18 protein-coding genes and 1 pseudogene are annotated in these 25,118 nt (G+C 42.5%); 10 read left to right on the forward strand and 9 right to left on the reverse strand.

Features of this window, described 5'->3' with window-relative positions; genetic code table 11:
• The first annotated feature begins 241 nt into the window (after positions 1-241).
• Together NI389_RS16395 and NI389_RS16400 are read left to right on the forward strand one after the other, a co-directional pair.
• Positions 242-2,095, forward strand: a complete 1,854-nt coding sequence (locus tag NI389_RS16395) for a UvrD-helicase domain-containing protein (protein WP_308360901.1) — start codon at positions 242-244, stop codon at positions 2,093-2,095.
• A gap of 272 nt (positions 2,096-2,367) precedes the next feature.
• Complete coding sequence (locus NI389_RS16400) at positions 2,368-3,315, forward strand: ATP-grasp domain-containing protein (protein ID WP_308360902.1); 948 nt, start codon at positions 2,368-2,370, stop codon at positions 3,313-3,315.
• A 13-nt stretch (positions 3,316-3,328) separates the two neighbouring features.
• Here the strand turns inward: NI389_RS16400 and NI389_RS16405 are convergent, their stop codons facing one another.
• Both NI389_RS16405 and queC read right to left on the reverse strand, forming a co-directional pair.
• Positions 3,329-3,559 carry a hypothetical protein gene (locus tag NI389_RS16405; protein ID WP_308360903.1) on the reverse strand — a complete coding sequence of 77 codons (231 nt, stop codon included), beginning with the start codon at positions 3,557-3,559 and terminating at the stop codon, positions 3,329-3,331.
• 204 nt (positions 3,560-3,763) lie between these two features.
• Complete coding sequence (queC, locus tag NI389_RS16410) at positions 3,764-4,426, reverse strand: 7-cyano-7-deazaguanine synthase QueC (RefSeq protein WP_308360904.1); 663 nt, start codon at positions 4,424-4,426, stop codon at positions 3,764-3,766.
• A gap of 126 nt (positions 4,427-4,552) precedes the next feature.
• On the opposite strand from queC, the gene queE reads away from it, so the two are divergent.
• A complete protein-coding gene (gene queE / locus NI389_RS16415; protein WP_308360905.1) occupies positions 4,553-5,218 on the forward strand; it encodes a 7-carboxy-7-deazaguanine synthase QueE in 666 nt (221 codons plus the stop codon).
• A 31-nt stretch (positions 5,219-5,249) separates the two neighbouring features.
• Here queE and bcp read toward each other — a convergent pair whose 3' ends face one another.
• Together bcp and NI389_RS16425 are read right to left on the reverse strand one after the other, a co-directional pair.
• Entirely contained in the window at positions 5,250-5,717 is a 468-nt protein-coding gene (gene bcp, locus NI389_RS16420; protein WP_308360906.1) for a thioredoxin-dependent thiol peroxidase, read from the reverse strand.
• Positions 5,718-5,726: 9 nt separating this feature from the next.
• Positions 5,727-6,260 carry a glycine cleavage system protein R gene (locus tag NI389_RS16425; RefSeq protein WP_208843000.1) on the reverse strand — a complete coding sequence of 178 codons (534 nt, stop codon included), beginning with the start codon at positions 6,258-6,260 and terminating at the stop codon, positions 5,727-5,729.
• A 339-nt stretch (positions 6,261-6,599) separates the two neighbouring features.
• Between NI389_RS16425 and bamC the strand changes: the two genes are divergently transcribed.
• Both bamC and NI389_RS16435 read left to right on the forward strand, forming a co-directional pair.
• Complete coding sequence (gene bamC / locus NI389_RS16430) at positions 6,600-7,661, forward strand: outer membrane protein assembly factor BamC (protein ID WP_308360907.1); 1,062 nt, start codon at positions 6,600-6,602, stop codon at positions 7,659-7,661.
• Positions 7,662-7,732: 71 nt separating this feature from the next.
• Complete coding sequence (locus NI389_RS16435) at positions 7,733-9,100, forward strand: YjiH family protein (RefSeq protein ID WP_308360908.1); 1,368 nt, start codon at positions 7,733-7,735, stop codon at positions 9,098-9,100.
• 61 nt (positions 9,101-9,161) lie between these two features.
• Here the strand turns inward: NI389_RS16435 and NI389_RS16440 are convergent, their stop codons facing one another.
• Positions 9,162-11,492, reverse strand: a complete 2,331-nt coding sequence (locus tag NI389_RS16440) for a DEAD/DEAH box helicase (RefSeq protein ID WP_308360909.1) — start codon at positions 11,490-11,492, stop codon at positions 9,162-9,164.
• Positions 11,493-11,642: 150 nt separating this feature from the next.
• On the opposite strand from NI389_RS16440, the gene NI389_RS16445 reads away from it, so the two are divergent.
• On the forward strand, positions 11,643-12,482 hold the full coding sequence (locus NI389_RS16445; protein ID WP_308360910.1) for a M90 family metallopeptidase: 840 nt from the start codon (positions 11,643-11,645) through the stop codon (positions 12,480-12,482).
• A 91-nt stretch (positions 12,483-12,573) separates the two neighbouring features.
• On the forward strand, positions 12,574-15,753 hold the full coding sequence (locus NI389_RS16450; protein ID WP_308360911.1) for an amidohydrolase family protein: 3,180 nt from the start codon (positions 12,574-12,576) through the stop codon (positions 15,751-15,753).
• A gap of 125 nt (positions 15,754-15,878) precedes the next feature.
• On the opposite strand, the gene NI389_RS16455 is transcribed toward NI389_RS16450, so the two are convergent.
• From NI389_RS16455 to NI389_RS16465, 3 genes are all read right to left on the reverse strand, one after another.
• Positions 15,879-16,247: a hypothetical protein gene (locus tag NI389_RS16455; protein ID WP_308360912.1), complete on the reverse strand. Its 369-nt coding sequence runs from the start codon at positions 16,245-16,247 to the stop codon at positions 15,879-15,881.
• Positions 16,248-16,394: 147 nt separating this feature from the next.
• Entirely contained in the window at positions 16,395-17,159 is a 765-nt protein-coding gene (locus NI389_RS16460) for a YdcF family protein (protein ID WP_308360913.1), read from the reverse strand.
• 52 nt (positions 17,160-17,211) lie between these two features.
• On the reverse strand, positions 17,212-18,099 hold the full coding sequence (locus tag NI389_RS16465; protein WP_308360914.1) for a LysR substrate-binding domain-containing protein: 888 nt from the start codon (positions 18,097-18,099) through the stop codon (positions 17,212-17,214).
• 290 nt (positions 18,100-18,389) lie between these two features.
• On the opposite strand from NI389_RS16465, the gene metE reads away from it, so the two are divergent.
• The gene (gene metE / locus NI389_RS16470) at positions 18,390-20,675 is read left to right on the forward strand and encodes a 5-methyltetrahydropteroyltriglutamate--homocysteine S-methyltransferase (protein WP_308360915.1); all 2,286 of its coding nucleotides are present in this window, start codon (positions 18,390-18,392) and stop codon (positions 20,673-20,675) included.
• An 88-nt stretch (positions 20,676-20,763) separates the two neighbouring features.
• Here metE and NI389_RS16475 read toward each other — a convergent pair.
• Positions 20,764-23,203 (reverse strand): annotated as a pseudogene (locus NI389_RS16475) (bifunctional diguanylate cyclase/phosphodiesterase).
• Between the two features lie 186 nt (positions 23,204-23,389).
• Between NI389_RS16475 and pyrC the strand changes: the two are divergent.
• Positions 23,390-24,430 (forward strand): dihydroorotase, encoded by a 1,041-nt coding sequence (pyrC, locus tag NI389_RS16480; protein ID WP_308360916.1) that lies wholly within the window; start codon positions 23,390-23,392, stop codon positions 24,428-24,430.
• Between the two features lie 340 nt (positions 24,431-24,770).
• On the forward strand, positions 24,771-25,076 hold the full coding sequence (locus NI389_RS16485) for an H-NS histone family protein (RefSeq protein WP_308360917.1): 306 nt from the start codon (positions 24,771-24,773) through the stop codon (positions 25,074-25,076).
• Positions 25,077-25,118 lie beyond the last annotated feature (42 nt).

Below are 25,118 nucleotides of genomic sequence, written 5' to 3' on the forward strand. Positions count from 1 at the left end.
TCTCGTTTGCTCCCTTTTTTGAATCTGCTATCATGGCACAAAGTTTCAATGGACTGTCGCTTTGGCCGCTTTTTCTCAGTTCCCCAGTCGTATTTTTCGCCCGTTTGTCCGATGGAAACGCCTTGTTGCAACCGACGAGGGTCTAGTAATAACTCGCCTTACAAGCAGCGAATCCTATTCATGGACACAAATTAAAACGCCTCCCAGTCTAGCTCGACGCTTTCCTTGGTGTACATTAGGTTTGTCAGAGCAAACTCATGAAAGTCGAATTTCAGGTTTGGCGAATAACAGCAAACCGTTCATCCTGTCTTGTCAAACGTTGTGGGCTCAAGCACATGGATCTAGAGTCAAAATGCAAGTCGCTAAGCTGGAATCATTCCTTTCTCGTCGCTATTTGTCCGAGGCGATTTTGAACGAAATTCAAACGAAGGCAAAAGCCACACTTAAGCCTTGGCAACACTGGTGGAAAACAGCAAAACTTGAAAGTGAACTCACTCAAGCACTTTGCACATTAGAAGAAATTGCACAGTGGTCCCTTCAAGACGCCGAGGAGTTTAAAGCGTCTTTTGAAGCTTATTATCTTGAAAAATATCAGTCTTACTTCGATACCATCGAGCGTAATCCATTAACGGAAAAACAGCGATTAGCCTGTATTCGGCAAGAACAGAATCAATTGTTGCTTGCAGCCGCGGGAAGTGGAAAAACCAGTGTCATGGTGGCCCGTTCAGGGTATTTAGTTAAAGCGGGATATGCTTTGCCATCGCAAATACTCCTGCTCGCTTACGGCAACGATGCGGCAAAAGAAATGCAAGAGCGTCTATCTAAAACGTCATCAGCAGACGGTGTCAAGGCACAAACTTTTCACGGCTTAGGTTTGTCCATCCTCAGAAAAGTTGAAGGTGAAACGCCGAGATTAAGTGTGCTCGCCACAGACCTTAATGCATTTCATCAATTTGTGTACCGCACATTACTTACCTTGCTTGATGAAAATGCGTTTAAGCTTCAGTTTATGAAATTTGTTGAGCTGAATAGTGACTTTCTTAACCCAATTCAACAAGAACAATTTGCGGATCTAAAAGTGTTTTTAGGCACTCTCGCGGGTAAGCGGACCATTAAACTCCTAACTGACTTGTTACAGGCCTTTAAAGAATATCAAATCACGGAATCGTTGGATGCATTGCGCGTTAACCATTCGGATGAATTAGATGTCGTGCTCAAATTACTCTCTGAGTACACGATGCACTTAAAGTCTAGAAACGAAATTGATTTCTCAGACATGATTGCGAAAGCCATTGGCTACGTTCAAAAAGGGCAATTTGTTCCTTCGTGGACACACATTTTAGTCGATGAATTTCAAGATATTTCAAGAAGTCGCGCCAAGCTGCTGCAAGTCATTCAGCAACGTGGTCGACACGTTCAACTGTTTGCGGTTGGCGATGATTGGCAAGCAATATACCGTTTTAGCGGTTCGGACATTCGTTTAACCACTAATTTCTCAGCCTACTTCTCCCCATCGACAGTACAAGCGTTAGATAAAACCTTCCGATTCCATAAGAACTTACTATCAGTATCGAGTGATTTCATCTGCCGAAACCCGAATCAATGTGTTAAAGCGCTGAGTGCGTTCGACACATCACTGCATGCGCCATTTAGCTTAATCCCACAGGATCGTGAATTGAACGATTTGGCTGCATTGATCCACGCAACCCTTGAGCAAATAGCAAAAGACCAACCTAATACAGAAAACTCACTGCTTGTACTCGCGCGCTTTTCAAAAGATTTACCATCTCAGGAAATGCTGACAACACTGCGAGTACACTTTCCAAATACGTCTATCACCTCTATGACGGTTCACGCTGCAAAGGGTAAAGAGGCCGACTACACGATAGTGCTAGGGCTCCGAAATGGTTCTGATGGCTTTCCGAGTAGACGAAAATTACCCAGCTTGCTCGATAAACTATTACCACCGCAGGATCCATTTCTTGATGCTGAAGAACGGCGACTATTCTATGTGGCATTAACGCGTGCCAAAAAGCAGGTATTTCTTATTTACGATAAATCAAATCCAAGTGATTTTATCGCCGAATTGTCATAACTGGTACTCGACCTCGCGCTATACTTGCTGAGCGAGAGTGTGATTTCAGCTTATATGTGTGACCATTCTGATTTGATTGATATATCGAAAAGATAAAATATTTTTGTTGTACAGGGTGTCAAATTACTCAGATAATTCGCGTCTTTGCAAAAATTTATGCTAGATAAACTCAAATTTGTGCATTTAGTAGCTTGATTTTTAAAAAAAGCTACTTTCTTAATGCGAACAATAAGTTTATTCCAGTATACACATCAAATTTAAGTGAGCATGACATGCGTGGATGGATAATCTATAAAGATGTTGCCAATCTAATCAAACAAGAGACCTATGAAATTGATAGATTGATGCAAGTAGCCAAAGAAGAAAACATCGATCTGAAAGTCTATTCACCCGATCAATTTGATTTGATGGTTACCAGAGAAGACGAGAAGAGCGTACTTATCGATGGCACGCCAGTGGAGCTTCCTGATTTCGTATTACCTCGAATGGGGGCTGGAACAACATACTTTGCGCTAGCTATTATTCGTCATTTAGAACGATTAGGCGTGCATTGTTTTAACAGTTCGCATTCTATCGAAGTGGTAAAAGATAAGCTTTATGCACAGCAAATCCTTGCGCAGCAAAATTTGCCTACGCCAACGACGATGTTGGTCAAGTTTCCCGTGAACATTGATTTAGTTGAATCACAGATTGGCTTTCCTGTTGTGATTAAGACGTTGTCTGGTTCTCAGGGGAGTGGTGTGTTTTTATCAAAAACGCGCAGCGAATTTGATGATTTAATGCAACTCATTGAAGCGACTAACCCAAAAGCAAACATTATCTTACAGCAGTTTGTTAAATCCAGTCATGGGCGCGATTTACGTGTATTTACCATCGGAGGTCGTGCGGTGGCATGCATGGAAAGAAATTCAGGTGGCAAGAATTTCAAAGCCAATATTAGCGCTGGTGCACAGGGCTCACCACATCCAATCACGCCAGAAATAGAGTGGTTGGCAACACAAACTGCAAATATTCTGAATCTAGATGTGGCAGGTATAGACTTACTCTTTGATGATGAGCATTTCAAAATATGCGAAGCAAATTCAAGTCCGGGATTTGAAGGACTAGAAAACGCGCTTGATATTGATGTTGCGCGTGAAATCTTGCATTTTATCCGTATTCGCTTAGGGATATTCGACAAAACGAAAAACCTGAATACGGAAGGCAATAAAGCGGTTTAAAACCGCTTTATTTTTATAAGCTCTTAAACTGTTGCTTTACCTGGTAACCATCTTCCGTCACGATTTGTTCAAGTACTTCAATACGCTTTTTAAGCGCGATAATTTCATTCGAGAGTTGGGCATTGTCTTCCGCGTTCTTTGCTGAGTTTTTCTTATAGTCAAAATACCGAGTAAATATTTTGCTTATCACGCTAAAAACAATAGCAATGGTCGCGATTAGAAAAGCCATTGTTGTTGAAGCCATACGTTTCTCCTTCTGTTTTGAACAGTAGTATAGGTTGAAACGCTTTATAGAAATAGTGACAGAAGTCATTTGTTACAATTCGACTTCTTGGTGATTTTTAGGACCATTTATTTGCAAGGCAATTAACGCCTATGAATGCAGGTGCTATCAACAGTCAGGGCGATGAGAACAGCACTCAGGTTGCGCTATTCTCATAAAAACCGATTATTGAACTTCGTATGGAAGTGGGTCTTGAGCTTGATTAATCTCAAACGCCTCAAGGCGCTCTTGGCAGGCACCACATTTGCCACACGCTTTTTCGCGACCGTTATAACATGTCCATGTTTGACCGTAATCGAGACCCATTTTTAACCCATCAGCTAAGATTTCAATTTTGCTTTCATTTAGGTATGGACACACAATTTCGATTTCTTCGTAGTTTGCGATACGGCAAACGTCATCCATTTTTTTCACGAATTCAGGGCGACAATCAGGGTAAATAGCGTGGTCACCTGAGTGCGCACCGTAGTAAACTTTGTTCGCTTTTAACGAAACGGCGTACCCCACAGCAAGAGAAAGTAAGATCATGTTTCGGTTTGGAACAACCGTACTTTTCATGCTTTCTTCTTCGTAGTGGCCTTCAGGCACGTCGATATTATCTGTCAGTGACGAACCGCCAATTAGTTGATTAATAGCTGAAATATCAACGATTTTGTGATTAACACCTAGGTTTCGACAAACATCTTCCGCAACATTCAATTCTTTTACATGTCGCTGGCCATAATTAAACGACAGCGCGTAAACCTCGTATCCTTGCTGTACGGCTTTATTTAATACGGTGAATGAATCCATACCACCAGAATAGATTACGACAACTTTTTCACTCATAGATAAATGCCTCGATTTTGATAGAGGTTTAAGTCAGGGCGCGATATACTACACGGCCGCACGAGAAATGACAAATTTACCTGTGCACATTAAGAAACTGATTGAGTCGTAAAGAAGAGATTTGCTTTGTATAAAATTAACGAAATATTCGAAACTATCCAAGGAGAAGCGAGTTACACCGGCACGCCCTCTATTTTTGTTCGTCTACAAGGCTGTCCAGTTGGATGCGCGTGGTGTGATACGAAACAAACTTGGGAAGTGAATGACACGTATTTAGTTAGTCTTGAACAAACCGTAGAAAAAAAAGCAGATTCCGATCTTTGGGCGAATGCATCAGCGCTACAAATATTTGAGTTATTTCAACAACGTAATTACCAGGCAAAACACGTTGTAATCACAGGCGGGGAGCCGTGTATGTACGACTTAAATCCGCTATGTAATTTGCTACATGAACATGGCTATACCACTCAAATTGAAACAAGCGGCACATTTGAAATACTTGCCCCAGAGAAAACGTGGGTAACGGTATCACCGAAAATAAATATGCGTGGTGGGTACGAAGTACTCACTTCAGCTATGCAGCGAGCAAACGAAATTAAGCACCCAATTGCCATGAACAAGCACGTTGAAGAATTAGAGGCGTTATTTGAGCGTACAGCTACGCGTCCAGCGCTTGTATATCTGCAGCCCATTAGCCAAAAAGCTAAAGCAACAAAACTCGCGATTGAAGTATGTAAAGCGAAAAATTGGCGTCTTTCCGTGCAAGTACACAAGTATTTAGGTATCAATTAAAAAAGCCCGCATCTGCGGGCTTTTTACTGGTTTACGCTGACAAGAAATCAATCACGACTTGGTGATGGTCTTTTGTCTTGAACTTATCGAATACGTGTTTCACAAGGCCATCTTGACCGATTAGAAAGGAAATTCGGTGGATCCCATCGTATTCTTTACCCATAAATTTCTTTGGTCCCCATACACCGAATGCATCAGCAATTGCGTGGTCTTCATCTGAAAGAAGGGTGAAGTTTAGTTCTTTTTTATCTTCAAAGTTTTTTAGCTTTTTAACCGCATCGGGGCTAATACCAACCGCGATCGTGTTTAACTGTGCCAAAGCATCTTTCTGATCTCTTAAGTTTTCCGCCTGAACAGTACAACCTGGGGTAAGTGCTTTGGGGTAAAAATAGACGAGTACTTGTTGGTCTTTTAAAAGTTCAGCAAGGCTGACCTCATGACCGTTTTGATCTAGTAGTGTAAAAAGAGGGGCTTTGTCGCCCGCTTGAAGTCTATTCATTGGATATCCTTAGCGAATGCGTCTGAAAATATAATCTACGTTTAGCTTGCGAGAAAGATCTTCAAATTTCATTTTGAATTCGTCACTGTCGACTTCAACAGGAATATTTACTTCGATTTCACAACGCATCATTAATTGCTCGTTTTCTTCATACGTGTCCGATTTTAAAGAACAAATACTGATGTTTTGCTCGGCAAAAAATCCGGTGAATTTACTGAGTGTACCCGGTGTGTCCACACCGTGATATTCGAGCGTATAACCTGCACTATATTCTCCTGGAATATGCTGAGAAGTACGCTTCATCATCGTCAATAAACCCATTTCCATACCTTTTAGGGGCAGCAAATGCTCTACACGGCACAATGCCGCCATATCCCCAGATAAAAGCATGATAAAGGTGAATTCATTTCCCAAAATTGCAATGCGACTGTCAATGATGTTGCAGTGACAGTCACTCACTAATTTTGTTAATTCACTGACTATTCCAGGGCGATCCTCGCCAATTGCTGTCAAAACTAATTGTTGATTTGCAAAAGTTGCCATGAAAAATACCTAGTGTTGCGACAGAGCCTAGTTATAAATTGCTATTTTTACCACCCTCTAGATGGCAAGCGTCCGAGAATAACATAGATGCTTTCTTTATCGCCATCTCTAAACTTTGCCGCGTTAGAGCAAATTTTCTATTTACGGTCGTCATTGGCATAGTTACTTGTGTTTGTATGCGGCTGAAAGTAACATAAGGCTCAATTTTACTAATCGCCGTTGTAAATTGGCGAATACCGCAGGTTAGCGGTAAAAAATTTATCAAAGTAAATGAACCATTTCGGCATTACCCACTCATATACGAGAACGACAATAAAGGGTTTGCTAAGGAGAAATTTAGTGCAGTATTGGGTTAAAACGTCATTGGCTTGCGGTGTTCTATTAACACTATCTGGTTGTAGTATTTTTACCAATGACGCGCACCATCCTCGTAATTACCGAGCAAATGCGCCTGTCAAAGTTCCAAGTACATTAAAAGCTCCAGAAATCGATCCTGATTTTAAAATGGATATCGCTCAATATGAGAGCCAAGAAGAGCCCAAAGGGTTTCGTCCGCCACAGCAAGTATTAACTGTCGCGCAAGGCACATGGATAGAAGAGGGTGATAAAGTTTCTCGCGTTTATTTTGACAAAAATGATGGCATTAAAGATTTAGCGGATTCGATTTGGATGGCTACTCAAGGTGCGCTGAGTTCAAATAACGTCGCTGCAGAACGTTCAGATAAAGTGACAGGCACAATCGAAAGTGGCTGGTTCACGCTCATTAAGCCAAAAGATGGCTGGTTTTGGGAGGACGCTAAGTTACCTTCTCAGCAGCGCTTCAAATTTCACATCGAACAACAAGAGCACAAACGTACTGCGAGTTTAATTGTCGAATTAATTGACTACCGTAGTGATGATATTCCCTTAACTGACTTGTTGAAGCAACAACTTGAAGTGCGTGCGTTAAACGAAGTGGTTACAGAATACGATTACCAATATCGTCGTTTATTAGCGGAAATGAGACAAGCTGAAGGCCAGTTAGCCATTGAAATTGGGTCTGATGACGAAGGTAATGCGGCACTCGTTTTGTCTACGGCATTTGAACATGTTTTCGATAAAGTATCTGGATTACTGGAAGGACTAAGTTTCACTGTCGACAAAGTGAACGTTGATGAGTCAACGATTGCTGTGACCTACGAGAAGCCAGAAGACAGCATTTGGAATTCAATTTGGGGTGATTCTGTACCATCACTACCTCTGGAAAATGGCAAGTACACCATTAAGATTTCCTCCAATAAAGAAGGTGGAAGTGTGTTAACTTGGCAAAATGGAAATGACCAAGTACTCGATGCTCAAGCAATTCAGGCGCTGCAACAAGGCCTTCTAAATGCTGTGCGTCAAAAGGACGTAAGACTCTAAAATAATTAGAAATATAGGGTAGAGAAAAGAGCGTAAGCTCTTTTCTTCGTTTTACTTAAGTGGAAAATTTTATGGCTATCAGTCGCACCTCGCCAGACTTCTGGCGTACGCTGTTTGCGTTCACCGTCCCCTCATTGATTGGGGTTTTCTTGTTTATGACTCCAGTGCCAGTTGGCGATGTAGTTACTATTCCAATTGCTGTAATGGCAAAAAATGTTCAACAATTTGTTGCTCCTTTTATTCATCCTCTGATCGTCGCTATCGTTTGTATAACGGGGCTTATGAGCATTGCGGTATCGGTTTTTAATGTAAAACTGTTTCGTAATGTACATATCATCCAGCATCTGTTCAAAGTGAGCCCTGTTTGGCTGGTGACTCGCTTGGCTGGCATGGTGTTTATTCTGATGACCTATTTTAAAGTCGGTCCACATGCTATTCATTCAGACAATACTGGGACGTTAGTGCTACATGATCTGCTACCGGTGCTCTTTTCAGTATTTATTTTGGCAGGTTTATTGTTACCTTTGCTGCTTAACTTCGGTTTGCTCGAACTCGTTGGTACGCTCTTTACTAAAGTGATGCGTCCATTATTTGGCGTACCAGGTCGCAGTGCGGTGAACTGTGTTGCCTCCTGGCTAGGTGATGGGAGTGTAGGTATTTTGATGACTGCGCGCCAATATGAAGAAAAATTTTACACTGAGCGCGAAGCGGCGATTATAGGTACAACGTTTTCAGCGGTGTCTATCACATTCTGTCTAGTGGTAATAGGGCAGGTAAAGTTAGAATACTTATTTGCGCCATTTTATCTAACCGTCTGTTTAGCCGGTTTTGTTGCTGCGTTTATTGTTCCACGTCTTCCACCTCTTCGCTTCAAAAAGCAAGTTTACATTGATGGTTCGCCCGCAGATGAAAACGCAGAAGCGGTGCCTGAGGGTAAAACCTTGTTTAAACACGCGCTAGATGTCGCGTTATTGAAAGCACAAAAAGCTCCCGGCGTGAAAGGTACGTTGCAAGAAGGTACTCATAACGCTTTAGATATGGTTTTTGCTGTATTGCCTGTAGTTATGGCGGTAGGTACAACCGCACTCATCATCGCTGAATACACACCGATTTTCCAATACTTGGGCAAGCCGTTTATTCCATTCTTAGAATTGCTGCAAATTCCTGAAGCAGAGAAAGCGGCGGAAACCATCGTTGTTGGTTTTGCAGACATGTTTATTCCATCGATACTTGCTGCGAGCAGCATTGAAAGTGATGTCACACGATTTATCGTAGCTGCGATGAGTGTAACGCAGTTGATTTACATGTCAGAAGTGGGCGCGTTACTGCTTGGCAGTAAAATCCCAGTGAATCTTTGGGAGTTATTCCTCATCTTCATTTTACGTACCATTGTTACGTTACCCGTCATTACCTTAATGGCGCATTGGCTTGTCGCATAAAATTTGAAAAAGCCTCGTTTTAAACGGGGCTTTTTTTGTATGCACAGGGCGTCAGAAATTGTTATTTGATAGGAACGACCTTGCTAGCCCGTTGATAAGTAATTGATAAGCCGCTCCATGCGGGAAGCTCCCATCGTTTTGGAGCTTCCTTTCTGCTACCGCTTTCATATTCAATCGTCACCTTTTTGCCTTGTAGAGCATAGCGAACATTCAGGTTTTGGTTTGCAAGCACTAACTTAAGTGGAAATTTTTCTTTTAGAGACTCTATTTCCCAAGCTTCGATGCCATCATATTGAAAATCCGCTTCGGTCACGAGTTCAAGGTCGTCGAAAGACGCTATACCTAACTTAGTGACTTGTTGAGTTAGGTAATCGATAGGTTCAGGTACTTGATTCGGATCTTTTTTCAATTGATTTGAAATTTGATGATAGTGGATGTCCATCTTCACTTGTTCAAAGAGGCGAGGCATTAGCAATTGCAGCTCAAAAGCTTTGGCTAAAACTCTGGGCAATTCTTCAGTCGAAGGTGCGCGGTGATACTGTGCAAGCACGACATCGGCATAACGTTTTTCAATGGTAACACTTAACTGACCGTCGATGAATTGAACACTGACTATCGATTCTTGAGTAGGAATGAATTCAGATATGCGATTCACAACAATGGGACTGGCAATTGTCGCCAATGTAATGGCGTTTTTTGTGCCTCGACCTGCAAGCGTAAAAGTACTCATGACAAGAAGACTTTGAGCAGTGGTTTGCACGCAGGATTGCTTTGCCAAACTGACTTCAATCTTACCGTTGGCAAATGTGTCTCGGCGGTTATTTCGTTTAATGAATAATCGTTCAGGTTGGGCCTGAATAATGGCAGTCAATAATGCACTTTTATCATAACTAGACGCTTTTGACAGTTCAGGCAACGAGAAGTGTGCTCTGAGCATTTCACTATACTGCCTAGCTTCTTTTATCGCTTCTGCGTCAACAGCCATATCAGGGATGAGTCCTCGCAGAACCGCAATAGATAACGTAATGTCGCAGGCGTCCGGAAACTGCTTATTCAATGCGTTAATTGCATCCACGCTTGTCGGTAACGTATACACGGTTGCTGGAACTGCAATAACCGACACTAAATCAATAATGGCCTGTCTGAGCGTTGAAGAGGGCATGGAAATAATAAGCTGCCCAAGCTCGACGTCTAAAGGAAGTGGATAGAGACTTTTTCCGAGCTCAGTTGCCTGACCAGAACTCGATGCTATGGCACCTAAGTTTTGTAATGTATTTATCGCCAGTTGTTTTGCACTCTCGGGTAAAGGCTCAAAAAACGGTAAACCATCAACACCGTCGTCCAAACAGGCCGCGGCGAGTACTAATTCAGTGAGTGATTCACGATGGATTTCAGGGGGTGTTTTTTCGATGAGCGGCGCATGTTGCCCATAAAGCCGAATACACAATCCAGATTGGGTACGGCCGGCTCGGCCTTTTCGCTGTTTTGCGGAATCTCTCGCGATTGCTTCAAGCCCTAATACGGTGCGCCCTTGCCGAAGATGAGTTCGTCGTTCAAGCCCACTGTCAATTACGCACGTGACGTTGGGGATGGTCAGAGAGGTTTCCGCAACATTAGTCGCGAGTATTATGCGTCGATGAGTTTGGACTTTTAGGGCATTTTCTTGGAATCGCTTATCACAGCCACTGAAGAGAGGGATCACCTCGGTGTTAAGTGATGAAAGTGCCGTTTTAACGAACTGGATTTCACCCTTTCCAGGTAAAAACACCAAGATATCTCCAGTTGTGTCTTCAAGTGCAATTTCACACGCCTGTTTTGCTCGCTCAGCCAAATACTCTTTAGTTGGCATTGCACGCATGTCGCTTGCTATGAAGTGTTCCTCAACAGGGAAGAGCGAACCCTCAGAATTTAGCAGGGTGGCGTTTAGTTTCTGTGCAAATAATTCACCTTGCAATGTCGCGGAGGTTAATACAAGACGGTGCTGAGCACGTTTTTGCAATATAGCGAGGAGTAAGTCCATGTCCCAGCGACGCTCATGAAATTCATCCAAAATCACCGTTGTATATTTCTCTAGCCTATCTTCGAAATACCAGCGTAATGCGACACCGGGCGTGGCAAAAACAATATTGCAGTTTTCTTCTATCGCCTGCTCAAATCGAATGGCATAGCCAATGTGATGACCTAGAGGTGTCCCTGATTGTTCTGCTAAATATTCAGCCAATGCGGTGCAGGCAATACGACGAGGTTGGACAACAAGGACTGAGCCCTTAGATCTCGCCCAAATTGGCAATCGAGTTGATTTACCTGAACCGGTTGCCGCGCTGACGACTACATTGCCTTGCTCAAGCGCGTTTAAAAAAGGGGTTTTTAATGTGTCTATGGGTAACTGCATTTTCAGACGATACAATTCTTTTTCACTGATCCTAACAAAGAATCCTTGAAAACCAAGAAAAGGATAACCATTAATGACAATATCATGGCCTTGGCGAAAAAGTGCACTCTTGGCTGGATGTTAAAATTGAACACAGCAGAGAGTTTAATCATGGTCAATGTCATTCTGATCTTCTTATTAATTCTATTTGTCGTCGCCTATTGGCGAATTAACGACATTCAACGTTTTTTTTGGCAGCATAAATATCAGCAACACCGTCTGTCTACCCAAGATAAAGAAATTCTGCGTCGATATATGCCTATTTACCGTCAACTTTCCAAGGAAGAACAGTCTCGATTGGAATCACATATCGTCTGGTTTCTTGGTGAAAAACGGATATTGGGTAGGGATGGTCTGACGGTTAACCGTCCGATGGGGTTAATTGTGGCAGCTGATGCGTGCTTACTTGTGATAAATCAGTCTTGGCCTTTATACCCAAATGTTAAAGAAGTCTTACTTTATCCGAGCAGTTACTACGTTCCGGAAAGTAGTCGTGATGGTGCCGGTTTAGTGAGTTATCACACGACCATTCGACAAGGAGAATCTTGGCCTGGAGGAACGCTCGTTCTAAGCTGGCATGATGTGCTTGAAGGTAATCGCCTTCCGCAAGATGGTCACAACTTGGTATTTCACGAATTTGCGCATCAATTAGATCAGCAAACGGGACAGACGAATGGTACGCCTCTGTTACCAAAAAGCATTACTTACGGTCGATGGGGAACAGTGTTTACACGTGCTTATCAACGCTTGAAAACACAGATTGCGTATCATATGCCACATACTTTCCACCCCTATGGCGCGACGAATGAGGCAGAATTTTTCGCCGTTGCAACAGAAACCTTTATTGAGAAACCAAGACAGTTTAAGCATGAAGAGCCTGAACTTTATCATCTCATGGTTGAATATTTCCGCTTTGACCCAGAAAACTGGCATCCAACAGCAACCTTTTAGACCCTGTTAAACGGGTATCCGTAGCATTTTTCTAGTTATTCTTCGCCTAATTTGCTTTTATAGGGAAAAGCACACTTGAAAGGTAAGAAGAATGAAAAAAATGCTGCATACCGTTGTTGCAACAAGTATTGCCCTTGCGCTCAGTTCTTTTAGTTATGCAAAAGAGGACGCAGAGAAGTGGCAAGTTGACTCGCCGAAAGGTGATTTTCACGACGCGAAAATCAACGTGAGTCAAGGAACGTGGATGAACGTGGATTTAAGTCCAGATGGAAAAACAATCGCGTTTGATTTACTTGGTGATATTTATATCATGCCAATCAGTGGCGGGAAGGCTACATTGCTGACCTCAGACATTGGCTGGCAAATGCAGCCAAAATTCAGCCCAGATGGTAAAACCATCGCATTTACCTCAGATCAAGGTGGTGGCGATAATATCTGGGTAATGGATGTAGATGGTTCAAATCAACGCCCCGTTACAAAGGAAACTTTCCGTCTTTTGAATAGCCCATCGTGGAGTCCAGATGGTGAGTTTATTGTTGCACGTAAACATTATACGGCGACCCGCTCATTAGGAGCTGGCGAAGTTTGGATGTATCACAAGTCTGGTGGCAGTGGTGTTCAACTTACAAAACGACCGAATGATCAAAAGGATTTAGGTGAACCCGTATTTTCACCTGATGGACGTTATGTCTATTTCTCTCAAGACGATACACCAGGAAAAACATTCCACTATTCCAAAGACTCTACGGCTGGTATCTACAAAATTAAGCGCCTTGACCGAGAAACGGGTGAAATTGAAACGATATTATCCGGTCCGGGTGGTGCTATCAGACCAACACCCTCACCGGATGGAAAATCGCTGGTTTACATAAAGCGTGATGATTTCCAGTCTACATTGTATTTGTATGATCTGCATTCGGGTAAAGAAACAAAACTTTATGACAAACTCGATCGAGACATGCAAGAAACCTGGGCAATTCATGGCGTCTACCCGACAATTGCGTGGAGTCAGGATAATAAAAAGCTTGTTTTTTGGGCGGGCGGCAAGATCCACACGCTAAGTGTTGAAGACAAAAAAGTCGATACCATCGAGTTTAATGTTGAAACGACAAAGAAAGTACAAAAAGCACTGCGATTTGCCCAAAATATCGATACAGCTGATTTCGATGTAAAAATGCTGCGCAACGTACAAATTGCGCCAGATGGTAAAACGGCGGTGTTTGAAGCGTTGGGTTACTTATATGTACGTGACTTAAAATCTGGGAAAGCAAATCGGTTGACTAAGCAAAGCGAACATTTTGAATTGTTCCCTCAGTTTTCTCGTGATGGTAAAAAGATTGTCTATGTAACTTGGGATGATAAAAACCAAGGGACTGTTCGCGTTATCTCTGCAAAAGGTGGCAAAAGTACCGTGTTGACCAGAGAACCTGGTAAATACGTTGAAACCACCTTTAGCCCAGATGGCAATAGCGTGGTTTACCGTAAAGTAAGAGGCTCTTCTATTTTGCCAAAAGATTGGTCATTGCATGAAGGGATCTATCAAGTGTCTATCAAAGGAGGGGAATCTACTCTTGTCACCAAAGAGGGCGTTCAGCCTCAATTTGGTGCTAGCAATGATAAATTATACTTGATGGACAGTTCACCCACGCCCCAATTAAACGTGGTTGATTTAAAAGAAAAAACAACACATACGCTGTATAAATCTAAACATGCAACGGAATTTAGGGTTTCTCCAGATGGTAAGTACCTTGCGTTTGCAGAACGATTTAAAGTCTTTGTAACGCCATTGGTTGAGCGTGGTAGTCCCATTGAAATTGGTCCTGATGACAAGCAAATTCCTGTCGAGCAACTCTCTGTTCGAGCAGGAGAGAGCCTGAGCTGGACTGCTTCATCGAATCAACTCTACTGGACGTTAGGACCGGAACTGTATCATGCTGATTTGAAAAATATCTTTGATATTAAAGCCGACGACAAAACCGACTTTAAAGTAGCCAACGGAACGAACATTGGGTTCAAGCAGAAGATGGATGAACCCAAAGGAATGATTGCGTTGGTTGGCGCGAAAATCATCACGATGAACGGTGAGGAAGTCATCGAACAAGGTGTCATTATAACCGATGGAAAGCACATCAAGTCGGTTGGAAGTGTGACTGACGTTAACATACCAAAAGACGCCAAAGTCATTGATGTTAAGGGTAAAACAATTATGCCTGGTATTGTTGATGCGCATGCTCACGGTGACCAAGGCAGTGATGAAATCATCCCCGAGCAAAATTGGAAAAACTTGGCTGGACTTGCGCTTGGTGTGACGACGATACACGACCCATCAAACGACACAAGTGAAGTCTTTACCGCAAGTGAAATGCAAAAATCAGGGTCGATTGTTGGGCCTCGAATTTTTTCGACAGGGACCATTTTGTACGGCGCGAATTTAGCCGGGTATACTTCTCAAGTTGATTCACTTGAAGACGCGATGTTCCACATTGAACGTTTACAAAAAGTCGGTGCATTTAGTGTAAAATCATACAATCAACCGCGCCGTGAACAACGCCAGCAGATCGTTGAAGCTGGCCGCGAACTTGGCATGATGGTTGTACCGGAAGGAGGTTCTCTTCTTCAGCACAATTTAACCATGATTGTTGATGGCCATACGGGAATTGAACACTCCATTCCACCGGCAAAAATTTATGATGATATTCGTCAGTTGTGGTCTCAATCCGATGTAGGTTATACACCAACGCTTGGTGTCGCTTATGGGGGTATTTGGGGTGAAAACTATTGGTACGACAAAACGGATGTTTGGAATCATCCGCGCTTAAGTAAATTTGTGCCAAAAAGCCAGTTGTTACCAAGATCTATGCGTCGAGTTAAAGCGCCTGAACACCACTACAATCACTTTAACAGTGCGCGCATTGCGGCAGAGCTCCAAGATTTAGGTGTAACAGTGAATTTAGGTGCACATGGTCAGCGTGAAGGGTTAGCGGCACATTGGGAAATCTGGATGTTCGCACAAGGCGGTATGACACCGCTTGAAGCAATCCGAGCAGCGACGATTGACCCCGCAAAATATATCGGACTTGATAAGCACATTGGGTCGCTTGAGGCTGGAAAGCTGGCAGATTTGATTGTTATTGATGGTGATCCTCTGTCCAATATTCGAGATACGGACAAAGTCGAGTATACCATGCTAAATGGACGCTTGTTTGATGCCGCAACAATGAATGAAGTCGGCAAACCAGTGCGCGAAAAATTGTATTTCGAGACGGAATAAACCAGTCAGTTTGATGATTTAAATGAAAGAATAGGGTGGTTGAAAACACGCTATTCTTTTATGACATGTCGTTCAGACATTAAAAAAGCCGCGATTAAAGCGGCTTTTTTAATGAGATTACTATCTTATACAACACCACGTGGCAAACGACAATCGTGGTCTTTACGAGCAAGGATAGCAATCCATAACTCTTCAGCTTTATCGCCATCTTCGTTTGCTTTAATTACGGTGAAAGAACCTTTTTTAGCTGGTTTAGCTTCTGCTTTTTTCGTTGTTTTCGTTTTCTTAGCAGGGGCAGCTTTCTTTTCTGCAGCAGGTGCTGAACCAGAAGTTAATTCTTCAGTAAGAGCCGCAACTTCAGCTAAACGAATATTTTTGCCACCATCAACACTGAACCAGCCTGACTTAGCAACGATATCTGGCTTTTTGCCGTTTTTTGCTTCATAAGCCGCTTCGAAAGCGCTCAACACTTCAGTTTTGTCTAGTTTACTCATGCTAGTTCCTAGTCTTCTGTACGCGAAATCGCGGGATTGAGAATAAACACTATTTATACCTAGTTTTACACCAATTTTCAATTTTTTGCGTAATATTACTCAATTAGCGTAGAAAATGGTTCGTAAAACGTCGAGTTTTACACAATATTACATCGCTTCCGGATCCACAAATCGAACGATTCCGAGCCATGTAAGTCCTATCCACTCATGAATGTGCGTTGTAACAATCTTCAGCACTTCCGCATTGGCGATGAACATTTTGTAGTCAGCCCACATAGATAGGCTGGCGAATTCGGTAGGGGCGGCGATCGTTTCCACGCCTTGTTTAGCAAATAAGTCTTGTGCTCTTTTCATATGACTTACGCTTGTTACAAGCACAACATGGCGGTCAACGAGTTTCGGCGCCAATAGTTTTGCTTCTTCGGCTGTATCTTTGGCCAATGGGTTTTGCGAAATACGTGATTTCGATACACCCATTGATACAGCAACCTTGGTCATCAAACTACTGTTTGTCACTTTTCCAATACCGGCACCACTGACTATCAGCTTCGCATCAGGGTAAAGATTTAAGATGCGGATCCCTTCAACGATTCGACTTAATGCACAGCCACCCAATTGGCTATTTGGCGGTACTTTAGGATTTGAACGGACATCACAACCAAGGACGACGATTTGATCGATCTCAGGGTGCTTTTTATTGTTGAAAGCAACATAGTGTCCTTCAAGCGGTGCCACTATAAATTGGGCAAACCAAGGTGAGCTAATCAACCAAAGTGAAATCACGCATAAGAGTGACATAGACCAAAGCACTTTTCGCGTTTTGTTGCTCAACAACAGCAATATGAACAGGGTGATGAGTAAAAAGGGCAGCGGCATAAGCGAGCTGCCAATGATTTTCTTTAATTCAAACATAGACGTCTAGTTACAAGTATCCTTTGATTGAAGAGTCTAACGTTTTGAGTCTTTATCTGCTATTGGTTTGTTTGCAAGTGGTTAAAAAATGACGATAAACAGGGTTATCTTTCATTGACTTTTTCATTGCAAGATACATTGGACGAGAAAGACCTAGCGCGCCAAGAGGAATTGATTTAATTAACCCTTGGCTTTCATAGGGGGTGACTAACCAATCTGGTAAAGCAGCAACACCCATACCTGCACTGACCAATTGGAATATAAGTAGACCTTGGTCAACCGTTTTCAACGTTCCATCAAAACGCGCATTCTGAATGAAATGTTTAAAAATATCTTGGCGCTCTCTTGGGATCGGGTATGAAATAATGGTTTCATCTTTCAAGTCCAAGGCCGTAACGTACGCTTTCTTCGCTAACTCATGGTCCGGCGCTACAATCAATTTGAGTTTGAAATCAAATAAATGAGCATATTCTAGATGCTCCGGTTCGCGCATGTCAGAGGTTAAGACTAAATCAAGTTCATCGTTCATGAGCTCTGGTATAGCGTCATAGCTGAAGCCTCGCTCATAATCGACTTTAATATCAGGCCAAAAATTATTGAACTCGCGAATGGTGGGCAATAGCCAGTGGAAACAGGCGTGGCACTCCACACTTAATCTCAATTGAGAAATTGGTTGATTGAGACTTTCTTTCAAGCGACATTTGGTTGCCTCTATCTTTGGCAAAATCTCATTCGCTAGCTCAAGTAAAAGCATACCCTGCGGCGTAAATCGGACTGGCTGAGTTTTCCGTTCGAACAGTTGGCAGTCCAACTTGTTTTCGAGGTCTTTTATTTGATGAGAGAGGGCGGATTGCGTTAAGTACAATTCGCGCGCGGTGTTAACCAAAGAACCCGTTTCTTTGAGTGTTGAAATTGTCTTAAGGTGCTTTACATCAATCATCTTTAATAAATCTCATAAAAATAGTGAGCTCAGCTCAGGTTAAACACAGTCTACGCGCTTAAAACTTACGTTTCAATGTCTAGACGTCTAAAAAAAGAGGCTAAATTTACCTTGTTTTCACATTTCTACTATAACATCAATAATGACAGCGTTGTCATTAAATATTTTAATTTTTTTGTAATTTACCCAAATTAGTTTTATTCAAGTTGTTACTGAGAAAGCATCAATTGTTGAATTCAATCAATAGTCGTATTTTTTGGACGTCTAAACATCTAAAAAGGAGCATTGACATGGCATTGATTCACAATTTGGGCTTTCCTCGAATTGGTAAACGGAGAGAATTGAAGTTTGCAATTGAGGCGTATTGGGAAGGAAAAATCTCTCAGCAAGCGTTGCTGGCAAAAGGGTGTGAAATCCGTAAAGAAAATTGGGCGTTGCAAGCACACAGTGGTATAGAACTATTACCTGTTGGTGATTTTGCATGGTATGACCATGTTTTAAATACGTCGTTAATGTTAGGTGTTATTCCTAGTCGACATAGGCAAGGAGTCGATGACGTAGATATCGATACACTATTTAGGATTGGACGAGGTCAAGCGCCTACGGGATGTGCTTGCACAGCAAGTGAAATGACGAAATGGTTTAACACAAATTACCACTATATTGTGCCTGAGTTAGAGGAGCCGCAACGTTTTTCACCTGCCTGGACAGAGCTTTTTGAACACGTCCGGGAAGCGCAAGCGCTAGGGCATCAAATTAAGCCTGTACTTCTGGGGCCCGTGACCTTTTTGTATCTTGCAAAATGTGCTAATGCTGAGTTTGATAAACTAAAACATTTAGACGCTATTCTTGCCATTTACCAATTGGTTTTATCCAAGCTTACAGAGCAAGGAGTTGAATGGGTGCAAATTGATGAGCCGATATTAGCGTTGGAGCTTAGTGAAGATTATCGGCAAGCGTTGAAAAATAGTTTTAATGCGTTGGGAAAGTTGAATATAAAGCTTCTTCTTGCAACGTATTTTGATAACGTGTCAGCGTATTTTGAAGACATTAGATCGTACCCTGTTCAAGGTGTGCATTTTGACCTTGTAAATAGCGACGTAGACGCCAATGGGCTGCACGCGCTCATTCGTGAAGATCAGGTACTGTCGCTTGGTGTGATAAATGGGCGAAATGTATGGCGTGCCGATTTAGAAGTGGTGTATGAGCAAGTAGCTGAAGTCGCACGACTTAGAGGAGACAATCTGTGGTTAGCGCCATCGTGTTCTTTACTCCATTCGCCTGTCGACTTAGATCAAGAAGAAACGCTGAGTGAGGACATTAAGTCTTGGCTCGCCTTTGCGAAACAAAAAGGACAAGAACTCGCGTTACTAAAAGAGGCACTTTTATCTGGGGACAAAACCACTCTCAAGGCGTATTCATCACCGGTGAAAGAGAGAGCAACGTCGAATGCAGTTAATAATGCAGAGGTTCAGGCAAGAGTGGCGGCCTTAACGGTTGACGACGGAAGACGTTTATCGCCATTTGAGCAACGGATCGTCAAACAAAACAAGCATTTACGCTTACCACTATTGCCAACTACTACAATTGGTTCGTTTCCCCAAACGTTATCGATACGACAGGCTCGTCGCGATCTTAAAGCTGGGCGTTTGGATGATATTGAATATCGAACACAAATGGAGGCGGAGATCCGTTATGTCGTAGAAGAGCAGGAGGCACTTGATATTGACGTTTTAGTTCATGGCGAAGCTGAGCGTAACGACATGGTTGAATACTTTGGCGAACAACTTGATGGCTTTGCATTTACGCAGTTTGGCTGGGTGCAAAGCTATGGATCTCGATGTGTAAAACCGCCAATTATTTGGGGCGATGTGTCTAGACCAAATCCAATGACGATTGGATGGACAACCTACGCTCAGTCGCTTACCGCTAAGAAAATGAAAGGCATGCTGACAGGACCTGTGACCATTTTATTCTGGTCATTTGCCCGAGAAGACCTAGATAAATCTACGATAGCGAAGCAAATTGGTTTGGCGATAAGAGAGGAAGTGTTGGATTTGGAAAATGCGGGTATTGATATTATCCAAATTGATGAACCTGCATTTCGAGAAGGTATGCCACTAAAACGATCACAATGGTCACATTATTTAGACTGGGCTGCATATGCTTTTAGAGTAAGTGCGAGTGGGGTTAAAGACCAAACTCAAATCCATACCCATATGTGCTATGCGGAATTTAATGACGTTATAGAAGCAATTGCTGATATGGACGCGGATGTGATTACTATAGAGACATCTCGTTCAAATATGGAGTTACTTAGCGCATTTGAATCATTTGACTATCCAAACGACATTGGTCCCGGTGTTTATGACATTCATTCTCCCAATATTCCAGAAGTTGAATGGATTAAATCACTACTGAAAAAAGCGGCTCAAAAAATACCTGTAGAGCGTTTATGGGTGAATCCGGATTGCGGTTTAAAAACGCGAGCGTGGCACGAAACCCGCGAAGCTCTCAGGAATATGGTTAACGCAGCGAAGGCATTGCGCGAGGAGTTTAGTAAGACGCCACGTTAGCAAAGCGCATAAGACGTTGTGAACAGCCACACTGCACGAATGGGGACAGTGTGACAAGTAGCCTAGTATTGCGAGCTTGGAACAAATACTAAAGGTGTGCCTCTTCTTGATGTTCGTACTCTTGATAAAAACGATACGCGTCTTCTTTTGGTAGCGGCTTTGAGACGAGGTAACCTTGACCAAATTGGCAGCCTTTACGCTTTAACAGCGCCCACTGTTTCGGATTTTCGATACCTTCCGCTACCACGTCTAAATCAAGTGATCGTGCAAGCGATAGAATCGCATCGACCAACGGATTTGCTCGATTGGTTAATTGGTCGACAAAGCTCTTATCGATTTTAATAACGTGGATCGGTAACTGGTGTAAATACCCAAGCGCTGAATAACCTGTACCAAAATCGTCGAGGTAAAGCTTCACCCCCATAGGTTCTAAACCTTTGATAATTTTCGTGGCTAAACTCAGGTTTTCAATAAGGCCAGACTCGGTGATCTCTAAACTAAGGCTGCCCGCTTTCAAGTCGTAATCTTCGTAAAGTTGGTGAATGTATTTTACAAAGTCGAGACTGGCAAAGTGACGAGATGAGACATTTACCGTTACTCGAGTCAGCATGCCTTCACATTGCCATGCGTAAAGCTGCTTGGCGGCTAGGCGCAAAAGATGCAAATCAAGCTCCATGATCTGACCAGTTTGTTCTGCCACAGGAATAAATTCCATCGGTGACACAAGTCCATTTCTTGGATGATGCCAACGTACGAGGGCTTCAAAACTCATTACTTTAGGATTGTTGAGGCTGAAAATTGGTTGGTAATATAATTCAAACTCTTGATTTTTAATGCCTGTTTGAAGGTCATTTTCAATGTCCGCTTGACGTTTGAGCTTCTTACGCATGGCGTTATTGAAGTAACGAATTTGGCCTCGACCACTACTTTTTGCTTCGTACATTGCAGCGTCAGCTTGTTGCAGTAACTCGAGGGCTTTGTCATCGACATTATTCGTAAACGCAACACCAATGCTCGTGGACGCCTGCAACACATGACTCTCAATTTGTATTGGTTTAGAAAGCGCCAATATTATCCGTTCAATCGCGATGGCCACTTGTTGTTTACTGTTTACGTTTTCCATAAAAATCGCAAATTCATCACCACCAAGGCGCGCAAAGGTATCGGTTTTACGAATGCACGACTTAATTAAGCCACATATCGCGACTAAAAAACGATCGCCGACATCATGACCCAAAGAGTCATTGATACTCTTAAAGCGATCAAAATCCAGATAAAGTAATGCATGAAGTTGCTCAGATGCTTTCCTGTCGAGACATAAAATAGCGTGTTTCATGTGCTCGATTAGTAGATAACGATTGGCAAGCCCGGTGAGTTCATCATGCAATGCTCGATGCTCCAAAGCGCGTCTAGAGAGCTGACGGTCAATTGCCATCGCGACTTGTCGGCTGATGTAGGTCAGTATGCTTTGATGATGTTCGTCATAGGTCGATTCACTGTGATAACTCTGTATAACGATGACACCTTTAACATTATCATTAACCTGAAAAGGGACACCAAGCCACGACTTGGGCGCTCGTCCAACGAGTGTAAAGTCACCAGCTTCGATGTGTGCATGAAATTGTGCCTCGCTGCAAAGCAGGGATTGCCCCTTTGTTAACAAATAATACGACGCTGTGTTTTTTAGTTGATCCTTAGACACTCGGTGATGTGCGTCGCATTTGATGCCAGCTTCGACAAGAAAATCGATTTCTAAGGCATCTTGCGTGGTGTCGTATAGGCCGATAAAAAAGTTATCGGCGGGCAGTAACGCGCTTATTACTTGATAAATATCATCATAGAATTGGTCGAGCTTACGCGAGCCATAGGTAACATTGGCAATTTTCAATAGAGACTGTTCTATTAATTGCGCTTCGTTTAGCTGCTTTACCGTTGCTTGAAGGTTTGCAAAGGTACGCAGTTGATAGATTTTAGCGCTGAGTAAGTGCGCGACGGTCGATAAAATTTGAATGTGTGCTTCGGTAAAATAGTCTCGCTCAGGGTGTTCGCAATCGATTACTCCTAGGGTTTCTGATTCGTAAACGAGAGGGACACATAGTTCCCGAAAGCGCCGGGCGAGAATCTGCGACATAGCGGGCTTCTTGAGACACATCACCGCTGACAAAAGGTTGTTGGCTAGTCGCAACAAACCCTGTTATCCCTTCAGAAATTGGGATTTGAGTCACTTCGATTTGATAGGGTGTATCGCTAAGTGCACGTGTCGCATCGTTATCGCTTAAATGCATCGATGTGTCGTTTGGCATGGTATATCCAACGCCCATCGACGCGACTTCCTGCAGCATAGAGCCCGATTTATCGGTTAAGTAAATAACGCAGTCAACGAAACCGAGTTTGCTAACGACTTCGCGTGTAACGTAATCAAAGAGTTCATCCAGTTGCGTGATGTGCAATAAACTCGATGAAAACTGATTGATGATAGCAAGCTGTTCCGTTTTCGATTCTAGTTTTATTTTTTTTTCAGAAAACATAACAACACCGAAGATAGAGTGAGACGATAAGTTAACTTACTTGTCACTAAAATGACAAATATTCTCTAGTTTTCCACGTAAAAAAATGTGTAAATTTCATGCTAGCGTTGTCATTTCCCCGTGTTGGGCTTTACACCTCAGTGGCAACTGCCTATGATCGTGCAAACTCACCGTTGGAAAAAGGCAATGACGAATAAAACAGAGCGAATTACGATTACCAGACCGGATGATTGGCATATTCACTTGCGCGATGGCGCGGTGTTAAAAGACACAGTACGAGATGCCGGTCGTTATATGGGCCGTGCGATTATCATGCCCAATCTTGTCCCTCCAGCAACAGATACTGCTACGGCGTTGGCGTACCGTGAACGTATTATAGCCGCGAGAGAAACCGGTTCATTTGACCCTCTCATGGTACTTTATCTAACGGACAAAACATCTCCAGAAGAAATTAAAAAAGCGAAAGCAACTGGACATATCGTCGCTGCCAAATTGTATCCAGCAGGTGCAACAACCAATTCAGATTCTGGCGTTACTGATATTGAAAACATTTATCCTGTTTTGGAAGCGATGCAAGAAGTAGGCATGCTACTTTTAGTGCATGGCGAAGTAACGGATTCCAGCATAGACATTTTTGATAGAGAAAAAGTGTTTTTGGAAACGAAATTGGCAAAAGTAGTCCATGCATTCCCTACTTTAAAGATTGTATTGGAACACATCACAACCAAAGATGCCGTCGAGTTTGTCGAAGCTGCGTCAGATAACGTGGCGGCTACAATTACGGCACACCACCTGTTGTACAATCGAAACCATATGTTGGCTGGTGGCATTCGCCCACACTTTTATTGTTTACCGATTTTAAAACGCAATCTTCATCAGCAAGCGCTTATTGCAGCGGCGACAAGCGGTAATAAAAAGTTTTTCTTGGGTACCGATTCGGCTCCGCATGCTAAAGATAAGAAAGAAGCGGCATGTGGTTGCGCAGGCGCTTATACAGCTCATGCGGCTATCGAACTGTATGCTGAAGCGTTTGAGGAAGCAAACGCGTTAGACAAGCTTGAAGGGTTTGCTAGTTTCTTCGGTCCGGATTTCTATGGTTTACCAAGAAATTCAGATTTTATCACGTTGGAACGTGAGAGCTGGGATGTACCAGAGTCTTATCCTCTGGGGGATAGCAATGTCGTACCGATTAAAGCCGGTGACCAAATACATTGGACGGTAAAATAGAATAAAAGCACCTTCGGGTGCTTTATTTTTTTATAATTAGGAAAGGCATTTGAATTCTGGTTCACGTCACATTTGGTATGGAAACAATAATCACATTTTCTCAATGAATGTGACTTTTATGCGTTAATATTACATACGGGAAATCTTACGGTGTTTAGAAATTCAGTATCCTCACTTTGACAATCGAGAAATATGAAATACATTCATTTTTAAAATTGATTCTCTATTAATTTACCATTTTCTTTAAATAATTTGCGTATAAACAGAATTTTATTTATATTTAGTAGAGTAATTTATTAGTGCCTATATAAGGTCCTGTTTTTAACAAAGAGAGATGCAAATGCGTGAAATTAAATCCTTTATCAAATCAGCAAGTTTCGCAGATTTAAATAAAGCTTTAGAGTTGATCAGTGAAGCTATCGACTCACAACGCGAACAAGAAAAAGCCAAAGAGGAAGTTTTGGCAATGTTAAAAGAAAAAGGACTAACGTTAGATGACCTAGTTGGCTCAGTCGCTCAAGACAAACGCTCAAAAGTTGAACCTAAATACCGTATAGAAGTTGACGGTCAAGTTCATGAGTGGACTGGACGCGGTAAAACACCTAAAGCTTTCCAAGGCGTAAAATTAGAAGAACATCTAATTTAATTTAAGTTTTAAAAAAGCGCATGCTAATCTAATTAGCATGCG

Source organism: Pseudoalteromonas xiamenensis (assembly GCF_030994125.1).
Lineage (GTDB): Bacteria > Pseudomonadota > Gammaproteobacteria > Enterobacterales > Alteromonadaceae > Pseudoalteromonas > Pseudoalteromonas xiamenensis_B.